Genomic DNA, 17,838 nt, shown 5'->3' with positions numbered 1-17,838 from the left:
TCCCTTATTCATCGAAAAAGGCATCATCATGCTGTCTCATTTCCTCAGTCACTTCTATATCCGTCCGCTCATGAGCCGCTACCGGCTGTAAATAAGATCGGGAATCCGGATGCAAAGGACGGACAACCGGGTCTGCTTTTGTATATTGAGGGATGTGAACCATCTCACTGACCCGTTTTAGCGCCTCTTTTTGTCCGCTTTCATTGAGCTTTTGAAAATTACTGAGCATTTCTCTGGCAGACTCTCCAAAACAGCTGTTTTCATGATCCAGCGCAAAAATATCTGTTTCCTCCCAGCCCATGAGGGAAGCCGGAGTTGTTCTCAGTGCTTTTGCGATTGCAGTAATTTTAGACTGGGGAAGGCCTCTGCCGTCTACCTCTATCTTATTGATGGAAGAACGGGATTTGTAACCCGCCTTATTCGCAAGCTCTTCCTGAGACATTCCCAGTTCCTCACGTCTTTGTTTTATAATCTGACCGATATCCATAGGACCACCTCCATGACAGCATTATAACACGGAGTAGAATTACTTTCAACAAAAATTGAGAAACGTGTTGACAAAAAGGAAACGACGGAGTATGATGATGGTGTAGACAAAAAGACTACAAGAAAGGAGGAGGGAATGACCAATACGGTTCGGTTAAATGAGTTAATCAAAAAATCCGGGCTGAAAAAGGGGTGGATTGCGGACAGACTTCACTTGTCCAGTTATGGGTTTCGAAGAAAACTGTGGAATAAGAGTCAGTTTAAGGCGGGTGAGATTAAAGTGCTGTGTGAGTTGCTTGGGATTGCATCGTTGGAAGAGATTAGTGATATTTTTTTTAATGACAGTGTAGACAAAAAGACTACATAAAATTCTGGTAGAAGGTAGGTGAGAGGGATGGAGGCAAAGAATGTATAACAAACTAATGGAATCAATAATTAAGAAGTTGAGGTTTATCTTTCCTGAAACAAAGATTTGTTTAGGATCTATTGAAGAAGAGGAGAAAGAATCCTTCTTCGTAGCCGGAATTTCACAGGTGTCGGAAAATTGTATAAACGGGAAGCGATACTGCTGTATTATAAAAATATTTATTAATTATTATCCCAAGGAAGCAGATGAGCAATATGAGAACCGGTACCATGTATTGGAGTTGTTAATGAAACATTTGGAATCGATTTCTCTGGAAAATGGGGCAGTTATAGGAAGCAAAGACAGATCTGGATTAGTAGAAAACGGTAATCTGAAATTTCAAACGGAATATCAAATATTCTTTCTGAAAAATCAGGAGGAGGAAGTGTCTATGGAGGACATTAACTTAAAATGAAAGAGGTAAATTAATGACTGGAAACAGTAGAAGAAAGGCTGCGGAAAAATCTGAGGCAGTACGTTATACAAAAAAACAGTTAATCTGTTCAGAGAAGTATTGCAGCCAGAGTGACTTGCTATGTGCATTGTTAGATAACGGAAAAACTTATTCACTGGCAGAAGCAGATGAGATAATGAATCGATTTAAGAAAGGTAAGGTAAACGTATGTTAGGTGGAGGAAATTTTAAAACACAAAATAAGGTATTTCCCGGTGCGTATATAAATTTTATTAATCGTGCTACATCTGGGGTATCCTTTGGTGACAGAGGTGTGGCCGCAATTCCAATGATTTTAAGCTGGGGACCGGAAAAGGAGATTTTTGAAGTCACCTCTGAGGAACTCCAATATAACAGTAAAGAAATTTTTGGTTATTCGGTTGAGGATGCAGCAATGCTGCCTGTAAGAGAATTATTCCAAAATATGAAAAAGGGAATCTTCTATCGGTTAAATACCGGTAACCATGCATTCTGTGACTATGGAACAGCAAAATATTCCGGAATCCGGGGAAACAATTTGATGGCAGTCATCTCAAAAAATGTGGATGACAATTCAAAATTTAATGTAAGCATTTTGTTTGATGGAAAAGAAATAGATGTTCAGACTGTTTCAAAATCAGCTGAACTTAAGGATAACAATTACGTAGTTTTTAAAAAGGATGCAACACTGGCAGAAACTGCAGGACTTCCATTTGCTGGTGGTACCGATGGAAACGAAATAACCGGCGAAGATTATTCTGAATTTTTACATGCAATAGAAAGCAGCTCTTACCAGATACTTTGCTGCCCCTCACAGGATGATAATGTAAAAGCACTATTTGCGGCCTTTACCAGGAGAATGAGAGATGATGTCGGAGTAAAATTCCAGACAGTTTTACATCAATATTCAAAAGCAGATCATGAAGGAATTATATCAGTGGAAAATGAGGCCAAAGAGCATACTGCAGGCCTGGTTTATTGGGTAACAGGTGCTGAAGCAGCTTGCGATATTAACAAAACAGTGGAAAACAGGAAGTATGACGGAGAATACACTGTAAAAGTTCCTTATACCCAGCTGCAGCTTGCAGATGCAATGAAGGCCGGCAAGTTCCTTTTACATAAAGTTGGAAGTGAGATCCGGGTTCTTACAGATATTAATACACTGGTAACCTATACAGATGAAAAAGGTGAAGATTTCTCCAATAACCAGACCATTCGCGTACTGGACCAGATTGGTAATGATATTGCTGAACTTTTTCATTCCCGGTATCTGGGAAAGATGCCCAATGATAATGCAGGGCGAATCAGCCTGTGGAATGATATTGTAACTTACGGAAAACAGCTGGCAGTTTTAAGAGCAATTGAAGACTTTGATGCAAAAGCGGTCACAGTGGATAAGGGGGAGGGGAAACGGTCTGTTTTAGTGAATTTCCCGGTTCAGCCTATTAATTGTATGAGTATTTTGTACATGACAGTCGTCGTTTCATAAGAAAGGGGTAATGAATAATGAGTAATATAACAATGAATGCGTGGGACGCAGTCAGCGCAGCAAAAGCAGAGTGCTTTATTACAATTGAAAATGAGCGTTTTAATTTCATGCAGGCTTTAAATCTGGAAGCAAAGATTGAAAAAGTGAAGTCTGAAATTCCTATTCTCGGACGAGCTATGAAAGGTAACAAGACGGTTGGAATGAAGGGGACCGGTTCTGCAACATTTCACTATAACACAAGCATTTTCCGTGATATTTTATATCGATACCAGCAGACTGGCAAGGATATCTACTTTGATATCCAGGTTACAAATGAAGACCCTGCTTCCAGTGTAGGAAGACAAACTGTCATTTTAAAGAACTGTAACTTAAACGGTGGAATCATTACCAAGTTTGATGCCTCAGGAGAATATTTAGAGGATGAATTTGAATTTACATTTGAGAGCTGGGAAATGCCAGAACGTTTCGGAACAATTGCAGGGATGCAGTAAATACAAGGAGGGATATGAAAATGGGAGATTTAAGTTGTTTTTTAAGTCAGAATGCTGTTAAAGCGGAGAATGAGAAATTTGTAGCTTCAAAACGTTTTATTGGTCAGAAAAATAAACCGGTGGAGTGGGAGATTAAAGCGATTACTTCAAAAGAAGATGAAGCGCTGAGGAAAGAGTGCACAAAGCGGGTACAGGTCACTGGCAAAAAGGGGCAGTATACACAGGAGACTGATTATAATCTTTATCTTGGAAAGCTGGCGGCAGAATGTACTGTGTATCCCAATTTAAATGATAAAGGTCTACAGGATTCCTACCAGGTAATGGGGGCAGACGCTCTGTTAAAAGCAATGCTGACTGCCGGGGAATATGCCGGATATTTAGAGCGGATCCAGCAGGTGAATGGATTTGATACAACACTGGAAGAGCAGGTGGAAGAGGCAAAAAACTAATAGATGGAGGCGATATGGAAGCCAACATTGCTTACTATTGCCTCCACAAGCTTCACAAATGGCCACATGAATTTTTAAGCCTTGACCGTTATGAGAAAGCATTTATTATTGCAGCAGTGAATCTGAAACTGGAAAATGATAAGAAGCAGGCTCAAAAAGCAAAGGCCAGGCACAGGTAGTAAATGAGGGAAGCGCCTTAACAGACGTTTCCCAAATAATAAATGGAAAGGAGGTAGAAGTGTGGCGACATTAGAAAACTCAATACAGCTTGTTGACGGTGCAACACCTGTACTAAAAAGAGTCAGTACTTCCATTAATATGACTGCCGGTCTTATGCGTAGCTTACAAATGGCATCATCAAATGCGTTGGCGCTACCTGGTATGCAAATGTGGGAATCTTCACTGGCTGGAATTCGCCTCCAGTATGACAGAATAGAAGAAACGGTATATCAAGTGCAAGACCAGCAGGATGAGTTAACTGAGAACACAAGAGAGAATGAGAAAGAAGTCGAAAAGCTAAAGAAAGCCTGGGAAAAAGTTGTTTCTGTTACAAAGAAAATGGGTATTAAGACAAGTGCCATGGATATTTTCAATCAGGCAAACGATATGAAATCCGCAGGTAATGTCATACAGACAAGAACCGGTATGCAAGGACCGGATCTTAGTGCAGCACAAAAAAGTGCCTCCAATCTTTATATTGATAATTTAAGTCCCAGTCTTAGTTCGGCAGCACAAAGCCTTTCTGCAGTGAATCAGCTTACTGGACAAACGGGAAGCGGATTAGAGCAGATAACCCGTGCAGGCCTGCTGATGCAAGATACTTTTGGGTATGGACTGACAGATAGTATAAAGTCTGCAGGCATGTTGGAACAGCAGTTTGGTATATCTGGTGCAGAAGCGTTTGATTTAATTATTCAGGGAACACAGGCTGGTCTTAATAAGAATGGCGATTTACTGGCGACAATTAATCAGTATTCATCCAGATTTAAAAGCCTGGGCCTTGGCGGTGACGAAATGTTCCAGGCACTAATCAACGGTGCTGAAAATGGAGGAGTTTCAATTGCTTCTCTTGGTGCTGCAGTTAGCGAATTCTCAAAGCGGGCAGTCAGCGGGGGAAAAGATTCCAGCCAGGGATTCGCTGCTTTGGGACTTGATGCAAATAAAATGACGGAAGCATTTAAAGGTGGAGGAGAGACCGCAAAGCAAGCTTTTATGCAGACATTGGATGCCTTAAACAATATGGAAGACCCGGTAAGCAGGAATCTGGCAGGAGTTAAACTGTTTGGTGATGCCTGGGGAAATATTGGAAGTGACGGTGTAATGGCACTGGCTGACCTAAGTGGATCTGTTGAATTGACAAAAGATCATCTGGAGGAACTAGACAATATAAAGTATAACGATGCAGCAAGTGCTCTCAGTACACTAGCGAAGACAATTAATGTTGGATTAGCAGGACCAATTGGTGGGATAGTGGACTTTGTTACAAAAAGTATTCAAGATTTTACATCAGGATTGCAGGGAGATGTTGAAAATATCAGTGGGATCTTTGGTGTAATTGGACTGGTAGCGGGAACTATTGGTAGTTTTATTGCTGAGTCATGGTCGGTTCTCCAACCTGTTATCCTGGGTATTGTTGCTGCCTTAATTGTTTATAATGCAGTTTTGGGAGCTGGTTGGCTGGTAATGGCTGCTAATGCGGCTCAAACAGCCTTGAGTACGGTTTGCGGTTGGGCCAATGTTGTAGCTACAACAGCACAAAAGATTGCAGTCGAAGGTCTAAATGCAGCACTGGGAGCTTCCCCTCTGACTTGGTTCCTGATTCTGCTTATTGCGATTATTGCTCTTTTTTATGCAGGAGTAGCGGCTATTAATCATTTTGCTGGAACATCCTATAGTGCTACAGGAATAATTTGCGGGGTATTCTCAGCGGCATTAGCTTTAATCGGTAATATCCTGATGGCTATGGGAGAAATGGTTATTGGAGTAGTTGAATTTATGCTGAATCCTTTTATTTTCTTGGCTAATTTTATAGCAAATATGTTCCGCGATCCTCTTGCTTCGGCAGTGTATCTATTTGCTGATTTCGGAGATCAAATTTTGGGCCTGATTCAGAAGGTGGCAAAAGCTCTGGATCTGGTTACTGGTTCTCATTTTGAAGCAACAGTATCAGTTTGGAGAGAAGACATTTATGGTTTTTATGATAGATTTGCTAAGAAACATGGAAATGGGACTTACGAAGAAAAGTTTAAACCATTGGATTTAGATAAGATGATGTCTGAAGCGGGATTAGAACATGATCGTTTTAATTATGGTGATGCTTATAAGAATGGTAATAATTGGGGGACGGGTATAGAAAATGGAGTTAAAAATAAATATGAGGAATTAAAAACAAATGTTAAGCAGCATGATCCTGTGGAAAATACACAGGTACCCAATGAAGATATTATAAAAAACACAGGTAATACGGCGGCGAGTACAGCAGCTATGGCAGATTCGATGGATATCGTAGATGAGGAATTAAAGTACATGCGGGATGCAGCTGAGCAGGAAATTATTAACCGGTTTACACTGGCGGAATTGAAGGTGGATGTTAATAACAATAACACCATAAAGACTGTTACGGACATTGATAACGTAGCTCGAATGCTTAGCGATGTTACTACAGAAATGCTGGTTTCTTCCGCAGAAGGGATGGAATATTAGTGGCTTATCAAATCTATATTGATGAAATGCTTCTTCCTCTTCCACCAGAAAAAATACCATTAAAGTACAATGGACAGAATAAAACTGTAAATCTCATTAATGGAGAAGAGATAAATTTAGTTAAGCCAACTGGTCTTGCTGAAATAAGCCTGGATGTAATTATTCCTCAAATGGAATATCCATGTGCCACTTGGGATGGAAGTATAGGGAGTGCAGAAGATTTCTTAACTAAAATAAAAAAACTTAAGGATAATGGAAATTTTTTTGAATTTACTGCAATTCGAGAAGGACTAATGGGAAACAGTTTATTTGACACAACTCTTGATGTGACTTTGGAGGACTATAAAGTCACAGATGATGTCAGTGAGGGGTTTGACCTGGTAGTGTCTCTTAACATGAAAGAATATAAAAGTTATGGAACAAAAATCATGAATTTTAAAATCGAAGAGGATGAATCGCAAAATGAAGTGACCAGCTTGGAAGAAGAACGTCAGGGAGAGCCGCCTATAGAAAAAGAATATACGGTTGTAAAAGGAGATTGCCTTTGGTCCATTGCTAAAAGAAACCTTGGAGATGGAAGCCGGTGGAAAGAAATCTACCAGTTAAATCGCGATAAAATTTCCAATCCTAATTTGATTTATCCAAATCAGGTATTAATGATGCCTTAGGAAAGGAGAAAAATGAAAGCACATTTATATATCCAAAACAATCGAACCGTTTATGAACCAGTCGTATGCGGAAATATTTCATGGCAAACCCAGCGACGAGGACAGCCAGGAAAGTGCACATTTACGCTTCTCCCGGACAAAATGCTTCAAATTGAAGAGGGCAATGCTGTCCGGTTGGACGTAACTGGAATCCCTGTTTTCTTTGGGTTTATTTTCGAACGTAACTGGAACAGTGATGGTCAGGTAAAGGTTACAGCATACGATCAGCTTCGGTATCTTAAAAATAAAGAAACTTATAATTATACGGATTTAACTGCCGCTGAAATAATACAGATGATTGCGGATGATTTTCATCTAAAGACAGGAGAGCTTGAGGATACTGGTCAGAGATTTTCCAGAAAAGAAAAAGACAAGACGTTGTTTGATATTATTTTAAACAATATGGATCTTGCAATGATACATTCAGGGAAATTATATACTTTCTATGATGATGTAGGAAAATTAACACTTAAATCTATGGAAAACATGAAGCTGGATATCATGATTGATGAAACAACAGCACAGGACTATGACTATAAAGTCAGTATTGACAGCAATACCTTTAATCTCATCAAACTGTATTACGACAATAGTGATACCAAACAAAGAGAGTGTTACATTACGAAAAGTACAGAGAACATAAATAAATGGGGAGTCCTTAAAAAAGATGAATCCATTGAAAAGGGAGTGGATGGGCAAAAAATAGCAGAAACCTATTTAACATTGTACAATCGCCCTTCCCGTTCCCTGACAATAAAAGATGCATTTGGTGATATTCGTGCCAGAGCTGGTTGTCTTATCCCGGTTTTTCTGGATACATTAGACACAAGTTGTAAAAATTATCTGGTTATTGAATCAGTCACTCACAAAATTGATGAAGGAATTCATACGATGGATTTAACATTGAGAGGAGCAAAAATAGTTGGCTGACGTTGAATGGATAGAGAACATTAAAAGAATTGTGATGCAGGCTGTAGAGGCTGGAGATCCTTGTGATGTTATAACCGCTTCTGTGCTTAACACGGATCCCTTAGAAATCCGAATAGATCAGAAAACTATTTTATCAAAGTCCCAGATAATATTACCAGAACAGTTTACAGACCATTTAAGTGTAATGGAAATACCAGGCTTGGGAGAGATGACAGTGACTGTAAAGGCGGGGCTGAAAAATGGAGACAAGATTCTTCTCATTCAAAAACGGGGAGGACAACAATACGTAGTCGCGGGCAGATGGTAAAGGAGGGGATACTATGCTTCCAGTAACAGGTGATATTTTGGAGCAGGACTTTAAAGTAATTGAGCAGCCATCTAAAACCTTCCGTCTTGTTATGAACAGCGGTCGTATTATGGGGATGACAGATGGTTTAGAGGCAATTCGACAGTCTGTTTACTGCATTCTGAATACGGAGCGTTTTGACTGGCTAATTTATAGCTGGAATTATGGAGTGGAATTAAACAGGCTTTTTGGAAAACCGTTAGGGCTGGTTAAAGCTAAAGTGAAAAAGAGAATCAAGGAAGCCCTAAAGCAAGATGACCGAATCAATGAGGTAGATAATTTCTCTTTCAAAGAGAATGGTACATCACTATTTGTAACATTTACTGTCCATACTCCGGTAGGAGAAATTAATGCTGAAAAGGAGGTGAATTTTTAAGTGTATGAAAGTGTTTCGTATGAGAACATATTAAAGCGTATGTTAGATAAAGTATCATCTGACTTAGATAAAAGGGAAGGTTCTGTAATCTATACTGCGCTGGCTCCAGCTGCTGCAGAGCTTGCTATTATGTACATAGAGATTGACCAGGTTTTAAAAGAGATTTTTGCGGATACAGCAGACAGAGAATTTTTAATACGTAGAGCAGCTGAGCGCGGAATTATTCCCAAGGCAGCTTCTTATGCAGAGCTAAAGGCACGATTTAATATGGAAATTCCAATAGGAAGTCGTTTCTCTCAAAACTTAATGAATTACAAGGCTATAGAAAAATTAGGTAACTTTGAATACCGGATGCGGTGTGAAACGATTGGTACTTCCGGAAATGCAAATTTAGGCAGATTGATTCCCATTGAATATATGAAAGGGTTAACATTTGCTGAACTTACAGAACTTTTAGTACCAGGAGAAGAGGAAGAGGAAACAGAACGGTTTCGTAAACGATATTTTGACAGTTTAAAATCTCAGGCGTACGGTGGAAATATTGCAGATTATAAAGAGAAAGTTTCGGCGATTACTGGAGTAGGTGGAGTAAAGGTGTTTCCTGCCTGGAATGGAGGCGGAACGGTGAAACTGGTCATTGTTGATTCTTCTTTTCATTCTCCCAGCCTGGAATTAATTGAACATGTGCAGGAACAGATTGATCCAATTACAGATCAGGGGAAAGGCTATGGGATTGCGCCTATTGGTCATAAAGTTTCTGTTGTAGGCGCCCAGGCAGAGGTAGTATCAATTACTGCAAAAATCACATATCAGACAGGGTATGACTCCAGTAAATGTAAAGATTTTATTGAAAAAACTATGGATGAATATTTTGAAGAACTGAATCATTCGTGGCAAGAGTTAAATAACATTATTGTCAGGATTTCCAGAATTGAAAGCAGATTGCTGGATGTGGAAGGGGTTCTTGATGTCATGGATACAAGGATCAATGGAGTTAATGGTAATTATGTAATTTCCTCTGAGAAGATAGCATTACGAGGTGATGTGGATGCCTAATCAAAGAGAAATTGATTTAATATCATATTTTCCAGATTATTTAAGAGGAATCCGAGAGTTTAATGAAATAGGCGGAGCTGAAGAAAAAGAATTGAGGCAGCTGTATTCAAACATTGGAATTCTGTGGGATAACAGTTTTATAGTATCCTCGGATTATCAGGGGATAAAGAGATGGGAGTCATTGTTAGGAATTAAAGGGGACGCGTCACTTTCTCTTGAGGAAAGAAGAAATATTGTATTAGCAAACTGGAATTATCAGCTCCCCTATACCCAAAGAAAGTTACTGGAGCAGTTAACATCACTTCTTGGTGACAGTTATGAAATCTACGTGGATATCCTTAAGAGCAATTTAAAAATCGTAGTAAAAGAGTGTTCTCTGGTCATTGTGGAAAGCATTCGGGACATGGTAGGAAGAATAATACCAGCAAATCTGGAAGCAGAATTTTGCAGTAAATACCAGGGGAATTATAACGCAAACATATCTTTTTTTAACACCGTAACTTTTCGCACTGTTTTTTTTCCTCGATATAATCTGGCGCATTTGAATCTGGATCGTAATTGGATCTTGAACGGGGACAATAAATTAAATGGGTACAATGATGAAAGTCCCATTGACTTTTATCCTGTGGGAACCAGGGTTCGCGCAGAAATACAGCATGCCCATAAAGGGGAAGAGCAGTTACATATATCAGTTGGCATACCAAGGCAGTTATTTTTAGATAATGAAATGATTGTAGTACAAGCAGAATCAAAAAATGATTCTAAAATAAAAGAAGTGATGAGTTTTAGTTTTAGTGCGATGGAATATATGGCGGTCGGTCCTGTTTGTATTACGAACAGGAATGTATTGGAAAATGAATGGGCAATGGACGGTAATCGTAACTTAAATGGCGGTTTAACTATTTTATAGGAAAGGGAAAATATATGGCAGACATTACAAATGGAGTTATTACAGTAACAGGGAGAAAGAAATTTTGCAAAGCTCATGCAGGAGATATGGTTCTTCCCATTATCACTCATATGGCGTGGGGAGACGGGGGCGTAAATGATGAGGGGAAGCCAAAGGCAGCTTCCGGAGGTGAGGTCGCTCTTTATCATGAACTTTTAAAAAAGAAAGTGGAGGCTCACACCTACGTAAACAATGAGGAGACTGCCTGCCGTTATACGGCTACATTGGAAAAAGGAGAATTAACTGGAAGTGAAATATCCGAAATGGGATTATTTGATGCAGAAGGAGATTTAATTGCATACCGAACCTTTATGCGAAAAGGGAAAGATGCAGATATTCCTCAAATCTATGATATGGATGAAATATTTTAAGGAGGTTTTACTATGGCATTTTGTGATGTAAAGAATCCGCCGGAATATACGGCAGAAATTCGTAAATGGGACAGGGATACACTGGCAGATGGCCAGGAGTTGGCGGTTGAGATTGAACAGCTTTTTAATAATACTTTTTATAATAAGATGGTTCAGGAGCAGCATGAACAGTTAATAGAGGTAAGTATTCCTGCTTCTGGCTGGAGCAATACGGCACCTTACAGCCAAAGAGTTGCGGTGGCAGGTTTGAAAGCAACTGATAATCCGGTACTAAGTCCTTGTACGCCTAAAAATCTGGATGCTGCAGCTGTAAAGCTTCAAAGAAAAATGACAGGAATGGTAACTTACGGGGAGACAGAAGATGGGTATATGACGTTGTATTGCGGGGAAAAGAAGCCAACAGAAGATTTTAGTGTATATATGAGAGGAGTGAGTGTGAATGGGTAAAGTGAGTATTTCAGGAACCGGAGGTAATGGAGTTGGATCTGATGATTGTACAGCAACAAGGGCAGAATTGTTAAAGGGTTATGCAGCTATTACAATTGATTCAGATGATGAAGTGGTCGATGGAACTCTAGAGTTGACGGGAGACGCATCGGATAGTCAGGTACTTGACAAAAAGACCTATTATAATAAAGATGCAAAAACAAAGCGTACTGGTACGATGCAAAACATTGGGGCTGTTTCAGCTTCACTTAATGCTGGTGGGAGTTATGCAGTCCCAGCCGGATATCATAATGGCTCCGGAAAGATCACGGCCAACAATTTAGCAAGTCAAACTCAAGGAAATGCAGATACAAATTCTATTCTAAGTGGTCGAAGCGGTTGGGTAAATGGTGTTAAAGTCAATGGTAGTATTCCATGGCAAAATGTTGATGTTTCAGGTACTGACCGTGCATATGCTACAAATAATTCATGTTGGGAAGGTACTGTATGTTTAGGGGTTAGGAATGCACATTATCTAAATGGAGTTAACTGGATTCAAGGGAGTATCCCTAATTTTAATGCGGGCAATATTAAACAAGGTGTCAATATTGGAGGACTTGTTGGTACATTACCAGATTATTCTTATTTAGCAACTGGTCGGGTGGTTTTTTAAATGGCGCGTTTTCAGGTGTGCTTGCTGATGGCGTGCGACCTTACTATGGGGGTTATCGCTATAGTATAAGCACTGGTGGAATTTATTTAGAAGGAATGGATAGTGGCAGCGATGATGATATGAAACTCTATACCTATATAGGAAGTAAAGTAAGTGCTAATTACTCCCCATTTTCCAGGATTAGATTTACCTACACATCAACTTTTGCATATGATCCAAATGGTTTGGCTTGCGTAGGTAATATATTGTTTTATTCGACAAAAAAGAAATATATTAAGACTCTTTATAACGTTTTTTATGCTGGATATCAAACTTACACAACAACGGAGATAGATATTAGTGGCATAAATGAGCAGGCTTTTTTCGAACTTAAGTTTTGGAGTGCTAGTAAGGCTATATATGGTGGAGTTAATATTACAAAAATCGAATTTTTAAATTAAATGTAATAGATGAAGCTGTAATCTTCTTTGATAAGAATGGTAGAATATATGACACTGAATATGATGAACAATTATAAATTCCTAAATGATTTCAATTTATAAAAATAGAAATTATGGACAACTCACAAATTATTAGTGTTGTGGACTTATCAAATACAGAAAATCCATAAGTTGTGACAATCACCCCTAAAGAGAGCATTTAGGGAAAAGAAACTATTGGGAAAATTAAGAAAGTGTTAGGAAAATGTGTATGGATAAAATTTTAGAACTGCTTGCCCTAGCTTGGGGAAGTCCAATTATTAAATTAGTTATTTTAGCAGTAGTAATGGACACATGCTTCGGTTGCATCAGAGCAATAAAGGAGCATAAATTTAACAGCTGTTTTGGAATAGACGGAGCTATCCGTAAAATCTCCATGGTAGCCTCACTCGCGTTCCTCCTTGTACTTGACCAAATTGTACATCTAAACTTAATTGGTTTTATTCCGGAAGCAATCCGATCTTATCTGCCAGTTAATTCCATAGGTGTGGCCGAGTTTTTCGGCCTTCTATACATAGCATACGAACTGGTCAGTATTTTAAAAAACATGACACTATGCGGACTACCCGTAAAACACATATGGGAAGCCATAAAGAAGTTCCTGTCACAGTACACCGACGAGCTTCCTGACCGCACCTAAAATCTTACCAAGTACACCGCCCCGTGACATTTCTCCACCTTTCTTCATATGATAAATAGAAAGGGACAAGGTGATATCTATGGTAAAAAGCGAATCAACCAAAGACATGAGCAACATCGAGCTACTTGGAATACAGGAAAATTTAAAAGACTCCGATTATACAGAAATCGAACGTTTCCGGGAATCCTTTGATGCAGATGACATGGGATTCTCGGGAAGAAGGGAGGGGATTTAAGTGGAAATAAATAAACTTCTAACCCCATATAACTACAGTAACGGCGAGCTAAGCCGTATTAAATATATCGTCATTCATTATGTAGGAGCGCTGGGAGGCGCGGAAGCAAACTGTAAATACTATGCTTCCCAGTACGTAGGCGCCAGCGCCCACTACTTTGTAGGCTTTTCCGGGGAAATCTGGCAATCTGTTGAAGACAAAAACGTCGCATGGCACTGCGGAGCCAAAACCTATATCCATCCCGAATGCCGCAACAGCAACAGCATTGGTATTGAGCTGTGTGTCAGAAACAAAGGCAGCCAATCCGACACAAGCAGAGACTGGTATTTTGAAGATGCAACCGTAGCCTCAGCCAAAAAATTAACTAAAAATCTGATGGAACAATACGGAATCAGAGAAGATCACGTAATCAGACACTACGATGTAACCGGTAAAATCTGCCCCAATCCTTATGTATACAATAATACCATTCACACATGGGAAGATTTTAAAGATTCTCTTTTATCCGCAGCAGAAGTAAAATCCGGCTGGGTGGAAGAGGAGAACGGATGGAGATTTTATTTAGGGAATACAGGAGATTATGTGAAAAATGACTGGTATCAGGATGGAGATACCTGGTACTGGTTTGATGAAGCTGGATATATGGTCAAAGATACCTGGAAAACCGGAAGTGACGGAAAGTGGTATTATTTAGACAGTGCCGGAAAAATGGCAAAAGACCAGTGGGTGATCTGGAAAAATGAACTTTACCACCTGACAGCTGACGGCAGTATGTATGAAGGTGAGCTTCACTTAAAGTCAGACCAGAACGGCGCACTTCAGATCCAATAAAAACCTGGCGGGATCCGGTGAAATGAGATCCCGCCAAACCAAAAAATCCCATTCAGGGGGTTAGTCTGAACGGGATAAATATCGTTTATGAATTAAGCCATAGCGTTAACAGCTTTAGAGATTCTGGATACTTTTCTGGAAGCGTTATTCTTATGATATACGCCTTTAGTAGCAGCTTTGTCGATCTCTGTAATAGCATTTACTAATGTTACCTGTGCAGCAGCCTTGTCACCGGCAATAATAGCAGCTTCCACTTTCTTAATGGATGTTTTCACTTTGGATCTTATCGCTTTGTTTCTAGCAGCCTTAGTTTCGTTAACTAAGATTCTTTTCTTTGCAGATTTAATGTTAGCCAATCTGTACACCTCCAATAAAATGTAATATGATTTATTCTTTGTTTTGCATCAAAGTCTGGACACGGACAGTTCAATGTAAACATACTTTTATATTTTAGCTAATTTCAGTACATATGTCAATACATAATTCCTGCTTTTTTGCAGAAAATACCTTAGAAATGCTGGAAAGGAGGAAGAAATGGAAAACACATTTGAAGTACGTACAGACCTTGCAGTTGAAGAAAAAGAAAGTTTTCCTGGTGACGGCGGAGAAATATCAGGAGTATCATTAAGGGAATGGCATCGGGCTGACAGCCGGATTAAAATGACAGAGGTAAAAATCCTTGATGAAAAAGGGTCAAAGGCCATGGGAAAACCCATTGGAACCTATATTACCCTGGAGGCAGACCAGCTGTCTTTAAAAGATGAGGATTATCACAGAGAGGTGTCTAAGGAACTCTCAGCACAGATTTCCAAGCTACTGGAAGGAAAAGATTTCACGAAACCCAATTTTCATGTATTGGTGGCAGGACTTGGTAACTCTTCTGTAACTCCCGATTCTCTGGGGCCCAGAGTTCTTAATAATCTCCAGGTTACCAGGCATTTAAAGGTTCAGTATGGAGACGATTTCTGGCGTGGGAAACCCATGCCTGTGATCAGCGGGATTGCACCAGGCGTTATGGCTCAGACCGGAATGGAGACAGCCGAGATTTTAAAAGGTATTATTAAAGAGACAAAGCCCGATCTCATTATTGCAATTGATGCTCTGGCTGCAAGAAGCGTCAAACGTCTTGGCACAACCATACAGCTTACAGATACCGGAATCCATCCAGGTTCCGGAGTGGGGAATCACCGTAACAGCTTAACAAAAGAAAGTTTAGGGGTACCGGTCATGGCAATTGGCGTACCTACTGTAGTAGGGGCGGCCGCAATCGTCCATGATACAGTGACAACCTTAATCCGGGCACTGTCAGAAAACATGGAAACCAAAGGAATGGGAGATTTTATGGAAAATCTTAATTCTGATGAACAGTATGATCTGATACGGGAACTTTTAGAGCCAGAATTCGGACCGCTTTATGTAACCCCTCCAGATATTGACGAAACTGTGAAAGAATTAAGCTTTACCATCTCCGAGGGGATCCACATGACCTTTTTGGGACAGGAAGTTTCGTAGTAAACAGCCACCTTTCTGCATAGTATATTATAATCAAGAATGCAGGAAGGCGGCTATGAAACAGAGCAGTGAAAGATTGAACCGGATAATTAAAAAATTAATGATTACAGTAAGCCTGATTCTGGCCGTTTTTTTGAGTCTTAAAGAAGCTTCCCAGGCAGCAGGCAGGCTGGATTTAAAAGATATTCAAAACTGGATTGGAGAGGGCGTTGCAGATAGCGCCGCCATAATCTGGCGTTACCAGTATCCTGCTTCCGTATGGGAGCAGGAAGGGGAAGGCGGGAAGAACCTGTATCGGGAAAAATCACTTGGAAGCCTGTTTTGTGGTTTTTTCTTCAGTCATTCCCCCTTATCCCGTTATACGAATAAAAACGGAACAACAGAAGATTATTACGGAGAAAATGATCCTGCCTACAGGAGTTATCTAGAAAGCCGAAAATTTTACGAGGAACACAGCTTTCTTCTATATGATGGGGGAGAAGAGAGTGGGGAAGATGGAAGCGTAAATGCCGGTGCACCCAAGGTTTCCCAGGAGACACCGGAAAGCCAGGCGGCCGCTGAACCCCCAAAACAGGAAGTGGCCAAAGAGCCCCAACAGCCCGTACCTGTCAGTGGGGAAAAGAATGCTGCAATGACCTGCGCATCAAGCAGTATCTGGCCCATTGTGGGAACCACCTACCGGAAGGAGCAGCTGGCAGACTACGATTATATGATGAAGCATTTTTACAGTGTTCATACCTCAACCACCGCTGGGCGGGATTTAATGAAAGCCGATCAGTTTCTTTCAGAGAAATTTACTCTGGAAGGAGGAAATGACAAACCCCAGATTTTAATCTACCACACTCACTCCCAGGAAGAATATACTGATTTTGCGTCTGGTAATAAGGAAGCAACAGTAGTGGGAATCGGAAGTTATTTAACCCAGCTGTTAACAGCAAAGGGTTACAATGTCATTCACGATACCTCTGTCTATGACTTGCAAAATGGAAAGCTGGACAGAAACAAAGCATATACATACGCCCTTGACGGCATTACCAGAATTCTTCAGGATAATCCGTCTATCGAAGTGATTCTGGATGTGCACCGGGATGGAGTAAGCAGTGATCTGCATATGGTAAATAAAGTTAATGGGAAAATGACAGCTCCTGTCATGTTCTTTAACGGAGTCAGCCAGACCCCGGAAGGTCCCATTGAATATCTGCCCAATCCATACAGAGAGAAGAATCTTGCTTTCAGCTTTCAGATGCAGCTGGACAGCGCAGCCTATTTCCCTGGGCTTACCCGCAAGATTTACATAAAAGGGCTACGCTATAACCAGCATTTAAGAGCCAGATCCGCTTTGATTGAAGTCGGCGCCCAGACCAATTCCTATCAGGAAGCATTAAATGCCATGGAACCCCTTTCAGAGGTTTTGGATATGGTCTTAAAAGGTAATTAACAAACAACATAGTAGCAAATAAAAAAGCTGGAAGCCTGTTATGTTATCAGGATTATCCAGCTTTGGGTCTTTTCTGAAAATGTAATCTGCAGAGGGGAAAATCAATTGCATGTCAAATTGGGATATGTTACCATAAGAACATGGAACAATCGTGTCACTGCAGGGGCGTTGGCCTTCCATCATTACATAGATGGGAGGTGATGTGAATGAAATATGACTTTAAAGACCTTATGGCTTTTGGTACATTCATTTTAGCATTGCTTACCTTTATTTTTTATAATTGTAAGTAGCAAATTTCTCTCTAGAGTCCTGAAAATGGACAGAGAAAAACCACCCTTGTATACTTTGGCGAGTTCGAGGGTGGAATTTCAACTCTTTTAATTGGCCAACCCCTTGTAATGGGGCGGTTGTTT

At 40.1% G+C, this 17,838-nt stretch carries 25 protein-coding genes; 23 read left to right on the top strand and 2 right to left on the bottom strand.

Annotated features, from left to right (window positions below; genetic code table 11):
- Positions 1 to 4 precede the first annotated feature (4 nt).
- A complete protein-coding gene (locus tag ABS301_RS10670; RefSeq protein ID WP_349672214.1) occupies positions 5 to 487 on the bottom strand; it encodes a helix-turn-helix domain-containing protein in 483 nt (160 codons plus the stop codon).
- 135 nt (positions 488 to 622) lie between these two features.
- Between ABS301_RS10670 and ABS301_RS10665 the strand changes: the two genes are divergently transcribed.
- The 21 genes from ABS301_RS10665 to ABS301_RS10565 all read left to right on the top strand — a co-directional run bounded on the left by ABS301_RS10665 (position 623) and on the right by ABS301_RS10565 (position 14,475).
- Positions 623 to 853, top strand: coding sequence for a hypothetical protein (locus tag ABS301_RS10665; protein ID WP_349672213.1), 231 nt, complete (start codon positions 623 to 625; stop codon positions 851 to 853).
- A 40-nt stretch (positions 854 to 893) separates the two neighbouring features.
- Complete coding sequence (locus ABS301_RS10660) at positions 894 to 1,307, top strand: phage tail terminator family protein (protein ID WP_349672212.1); 414 nt, start codon at positions 894 to 896, stop codon at positions 1,305 to 1,307.
- A gap of 13 nt (positions 1,308 to 1,320) precedes the next feature.
- Positions 1,321 to 1,521 carry a hypothetical protein gene (locus ABS301_RS10655; protein WP_349672211.1) on the top strand — a complete coding sequence of 67 codons (201 nt, stop codon included), beginning with the start codon at positions 1,321 to 1,323 and terminating at the stop codon, positions 1,519 to 1,521.
- Positions 1,515 to 2,813: a phage tail sheath family protein gene (locus ABS301_RS10650; RefSeq protein ID WP_349672210.1), complete on the top strand. Its 1,299-nt coding sequence runs from the start codon at positions 1,515 to 1,517 to the stop codon at positions 2,811 to 2,813. The genes ABS301_RS10655 and ABS301_RS10650 overlap by 7 nt, the downstream gene beginning before the upstream one ends.
- 17 nt (positions 2,814 to 2,830) lie before the next feature.
- Positions 2,831 to 3,304 carry a phage tail tube protein gene (locus ABS301_RS10645; RefSeq protein ID WP_277408930.1) on the top strand — a complete coding sequence of 158 codons (474 nt, stop codon included), beginning with the start codon at positions 2,831 to 2,833 and terminating at the stop codon, positions 3,302 to 3,304.
- Between the two features lie 20 nt (positions 3,305 to 3,324).
- Entirely contained in the window at positions 3,325 to 3,753 is a 429-nt protein-coding gene (locus ABS301_RS10640) for a phage tail assembly chaperone (protein WP_349672209.1), read from the top strand.
- A 14-nt stretch (positions 3,754 to 3,767) separates the two neighbouring features.
- Positions 3,768 to 3,932: a hypothetical protein gene (locus ABS301_RS10635; protein WP_349672208.1), complete on the top strand. Its 165-nt coding sequence runs from the start codon at positions 3,768 to 3,770 to the stop codon at positions 3,930 to 3,932.
- Positions 3,933 to 3,993: 61 nt separating this feature from the next.
- Complete coding sequence (locus tag ABS301_RS10630; RefSeq protein ID WP_349672207.1) at positions 3,994 to 6,456, top strand: phage tail tape measure protein; 2,463 nt, start codon at positions 3,994 to 3,996, stop codon at positions 6,454 to 6,456.
- Positions 6,456 to 7,124, top strand: a complete 669-nt coding sequence (locus ABS301_RS10625; protein WP_349672206.1) for a LysM peptidoglycan-binding domain-containing protein — start codon at positions 6,456 to 6,458, stop codon at positions 7,122 to 7,124. The genes ABS301_RS10630 and ABS301_RS10625 overlap by 1 nt, the downstream gene beginning before the upstream one ends.
- A gap of 12 nt (positions 7,125 to 7,136) precedes the next feature.
- Entirely contained in the window at positions 7,137 to 8,093 is a 957-nt protein-coding gene (locus tag ABS301_RS10620; protein WP_349672205.1) for an XkdQ/YqbQ family protein, read from the top strand.
- A complete protein-coding gene (locus ABS301_RS10615) occupies positions 8,086 to 8,400 on the top strand; it encodes a DUF2577 domain-containing protein (protein ID WP_349672204.1) in 315 nt (104 codons plus the stop codon). The genes ABS301_RS10620 and ABS301_RS10615 overlap by 8 nt, the downstream gene beginning before the upstream one ends.
- Before the next feature lie 13 nt (positions 8,401 to 8,413).
- Entirely contained in the window at positions 8,414 to 8,815 is a 402-nt protein-coding gene (locus ABS301_RS10610; protein ID WP_349672203.1) for a DUF2634 domain-containing protein, read from the top strand.
- Positions 8,816 to 9,871 (top strand): baseplate J/gp47 family protein, encoded by a 1,056-nt coding sequence (locus ABS301_RS10605; protein WP_349672202.1) that lies wholly within the window; start codon positions 8,816 to 8,818, stop codon positions 9,869 to 9,871.
- On the top strand, positions 9,864 to 10,781 hold the full coding sequence (locus ABS301_RS10600) for a putative phage tail protein (RefSeq protein ID WP_349672201.1): 918 nt from the start codon (positions 9,864 to 9,866) through the stop codon (positions 10,779 to 10,781). Before ABS301_RS10605 ends, ABS301_RS10600 begins: the two co-directional genes overlap by 8 nt.
- Before the next feature lie 14 nt (positions 10,782 to 10,795).
- On the top strand, positions 10,796 to 11,191 hold the full coding sequence (locus tag ABS301_RS10595; RefSeq protein WP_349672200.1) for a phage tail-collar fiber domain-containing protein: 396 nt from the start codon (positions 10,796 to 10,798) through the stop codon (positions 11,189 to 11,191).
- A 12-nt stretch (positions 11,192 to 11,203) separates the two neighbouring features.
- Positions 11,204 to 11,638 (top strand): hypothetical protein, encoded by a 435-nt coding sequence (locus ABS301_RS10590; RefSeq protein WP_349672199.1) that lies wholly within the window; start codon positions 11,204 to 11,206, stop codon positions 11,636 to 11,638.
- Positions 11,631 to 12,290, top strand: coding sequence for a hypothetical protein (locus tag ABS301_RS10585; protein ID WP_349672198.1), 660 nt, complete (start codon positions 11,631 to 11,633; stop codon positions 12,288 to 12,290). Before ABS301_RS10590 ends, ABS301_RS10585 begins: the two co-directional genes overlap by 8 nt.
- Before the next feature lie 17 nt (positions 12,291 to 12,307).
- Complete coding sequence (locus ABS301_RS10580) at positions 12,308 to 12,730, top strand: hypothetical protein (protein WP_349672197.1); 423 nt, start codon at positions 12,308 to 12,310, stop codon at positions 12,728 to 12,730.
- A 250-nt stretch (positions 12,731 to 12,980) separates the two neighbouring features.
- A complete protein-coding gene (locus tag ABS301_RS10575; RefSeq protein WP_349672196.1) occupies positions 12,981 to 13,409 on the top strand; it encodes a phage holin family protein in 429 nt (142 codons plus the stop codon).
- Positions 13,410 to 13,488: 79 nt separating this feature from the next.
- Positions 13,489 to 13,644, top strand: coding sequence for a hypothetical protein (locus tag ABS301_RS10570; RefSeq protein WP_277408913.1), 156 nt, complete (start codon positions 13,489 to 13,491; stop codon positions 13,642 to 13,644).
- Positions 13,645 to 14,475 (top strand): peptidoglycan recognition protein family protein, encoded by an 831-nt coding sequence (locus tag ABS301_RS10565; RefSeq protein ID WP_349672195.1) that lies wholly within the window; start codon positions 13,645 to 13,647, stop codon positions 14,473 to 14,475. It abuts the gene before it with no gap.
- Between the two features lie 92 nt (positions 14,476 to 14,567).
- Here the strand turns inward: ABS301_RS10565 and rpsT are convergent, their stop codons facing one another.
- Positions 14,568 to 14,831, bottom strand: a complete 264-nt coding sequence (rpsT, locus tag ABS301_RS10560; protein WP_349672194.1) for a 30S ribosomal protein S20 — start codon at positions 14,829 to 14,831, stop codon at positions 14,568 to 14,570.
- Positions 14,832 to 15,009: 178 nt separating this feature from the next.
- Here rpsT and gpr point away from each other — a divergent pair, with 178 nt between their 5' ends.
- Both gpr and ABS301_RS10550 read left to right on the top strand, forming a co-directional pair.
- Entirely contained in the window at positions 15,010 to 15,987 is a 978-nt protein-coding gene (gene gpr, locus ABS301_RS10555) for a GPR endopeptidase (RefSeq protein WP_104436705.1), read from the top strand.
- Positions 15,988 to 16,042: 55 nt separating this feature from the next.
- Positions 16,043 to 17,425 (top strand): stage II sporulation protein P, encoded by a 1,383-nt coding sequence (locus ABS301_RS10550; protein WP_349672193.1) that lies wholly within the window; start codon positions 16,043 to 16,045, stop codon positions 17,423 to 17,425.
- Positions 17,426 to 17,838: the final 413 nt, after the last annotated feature.

The organism is Lacrimispora sp., from assembly GCF_031982545.1.
GTDB lineage: Bacteria > Bacillota > Clostridia > Lachnospirales > Lachnospiraceae > Lacrimispora.
Note: the sequence above shows the minus strand (reverse complement) of the source record. Positions and strands in the feature narration are given on the sequence as shown.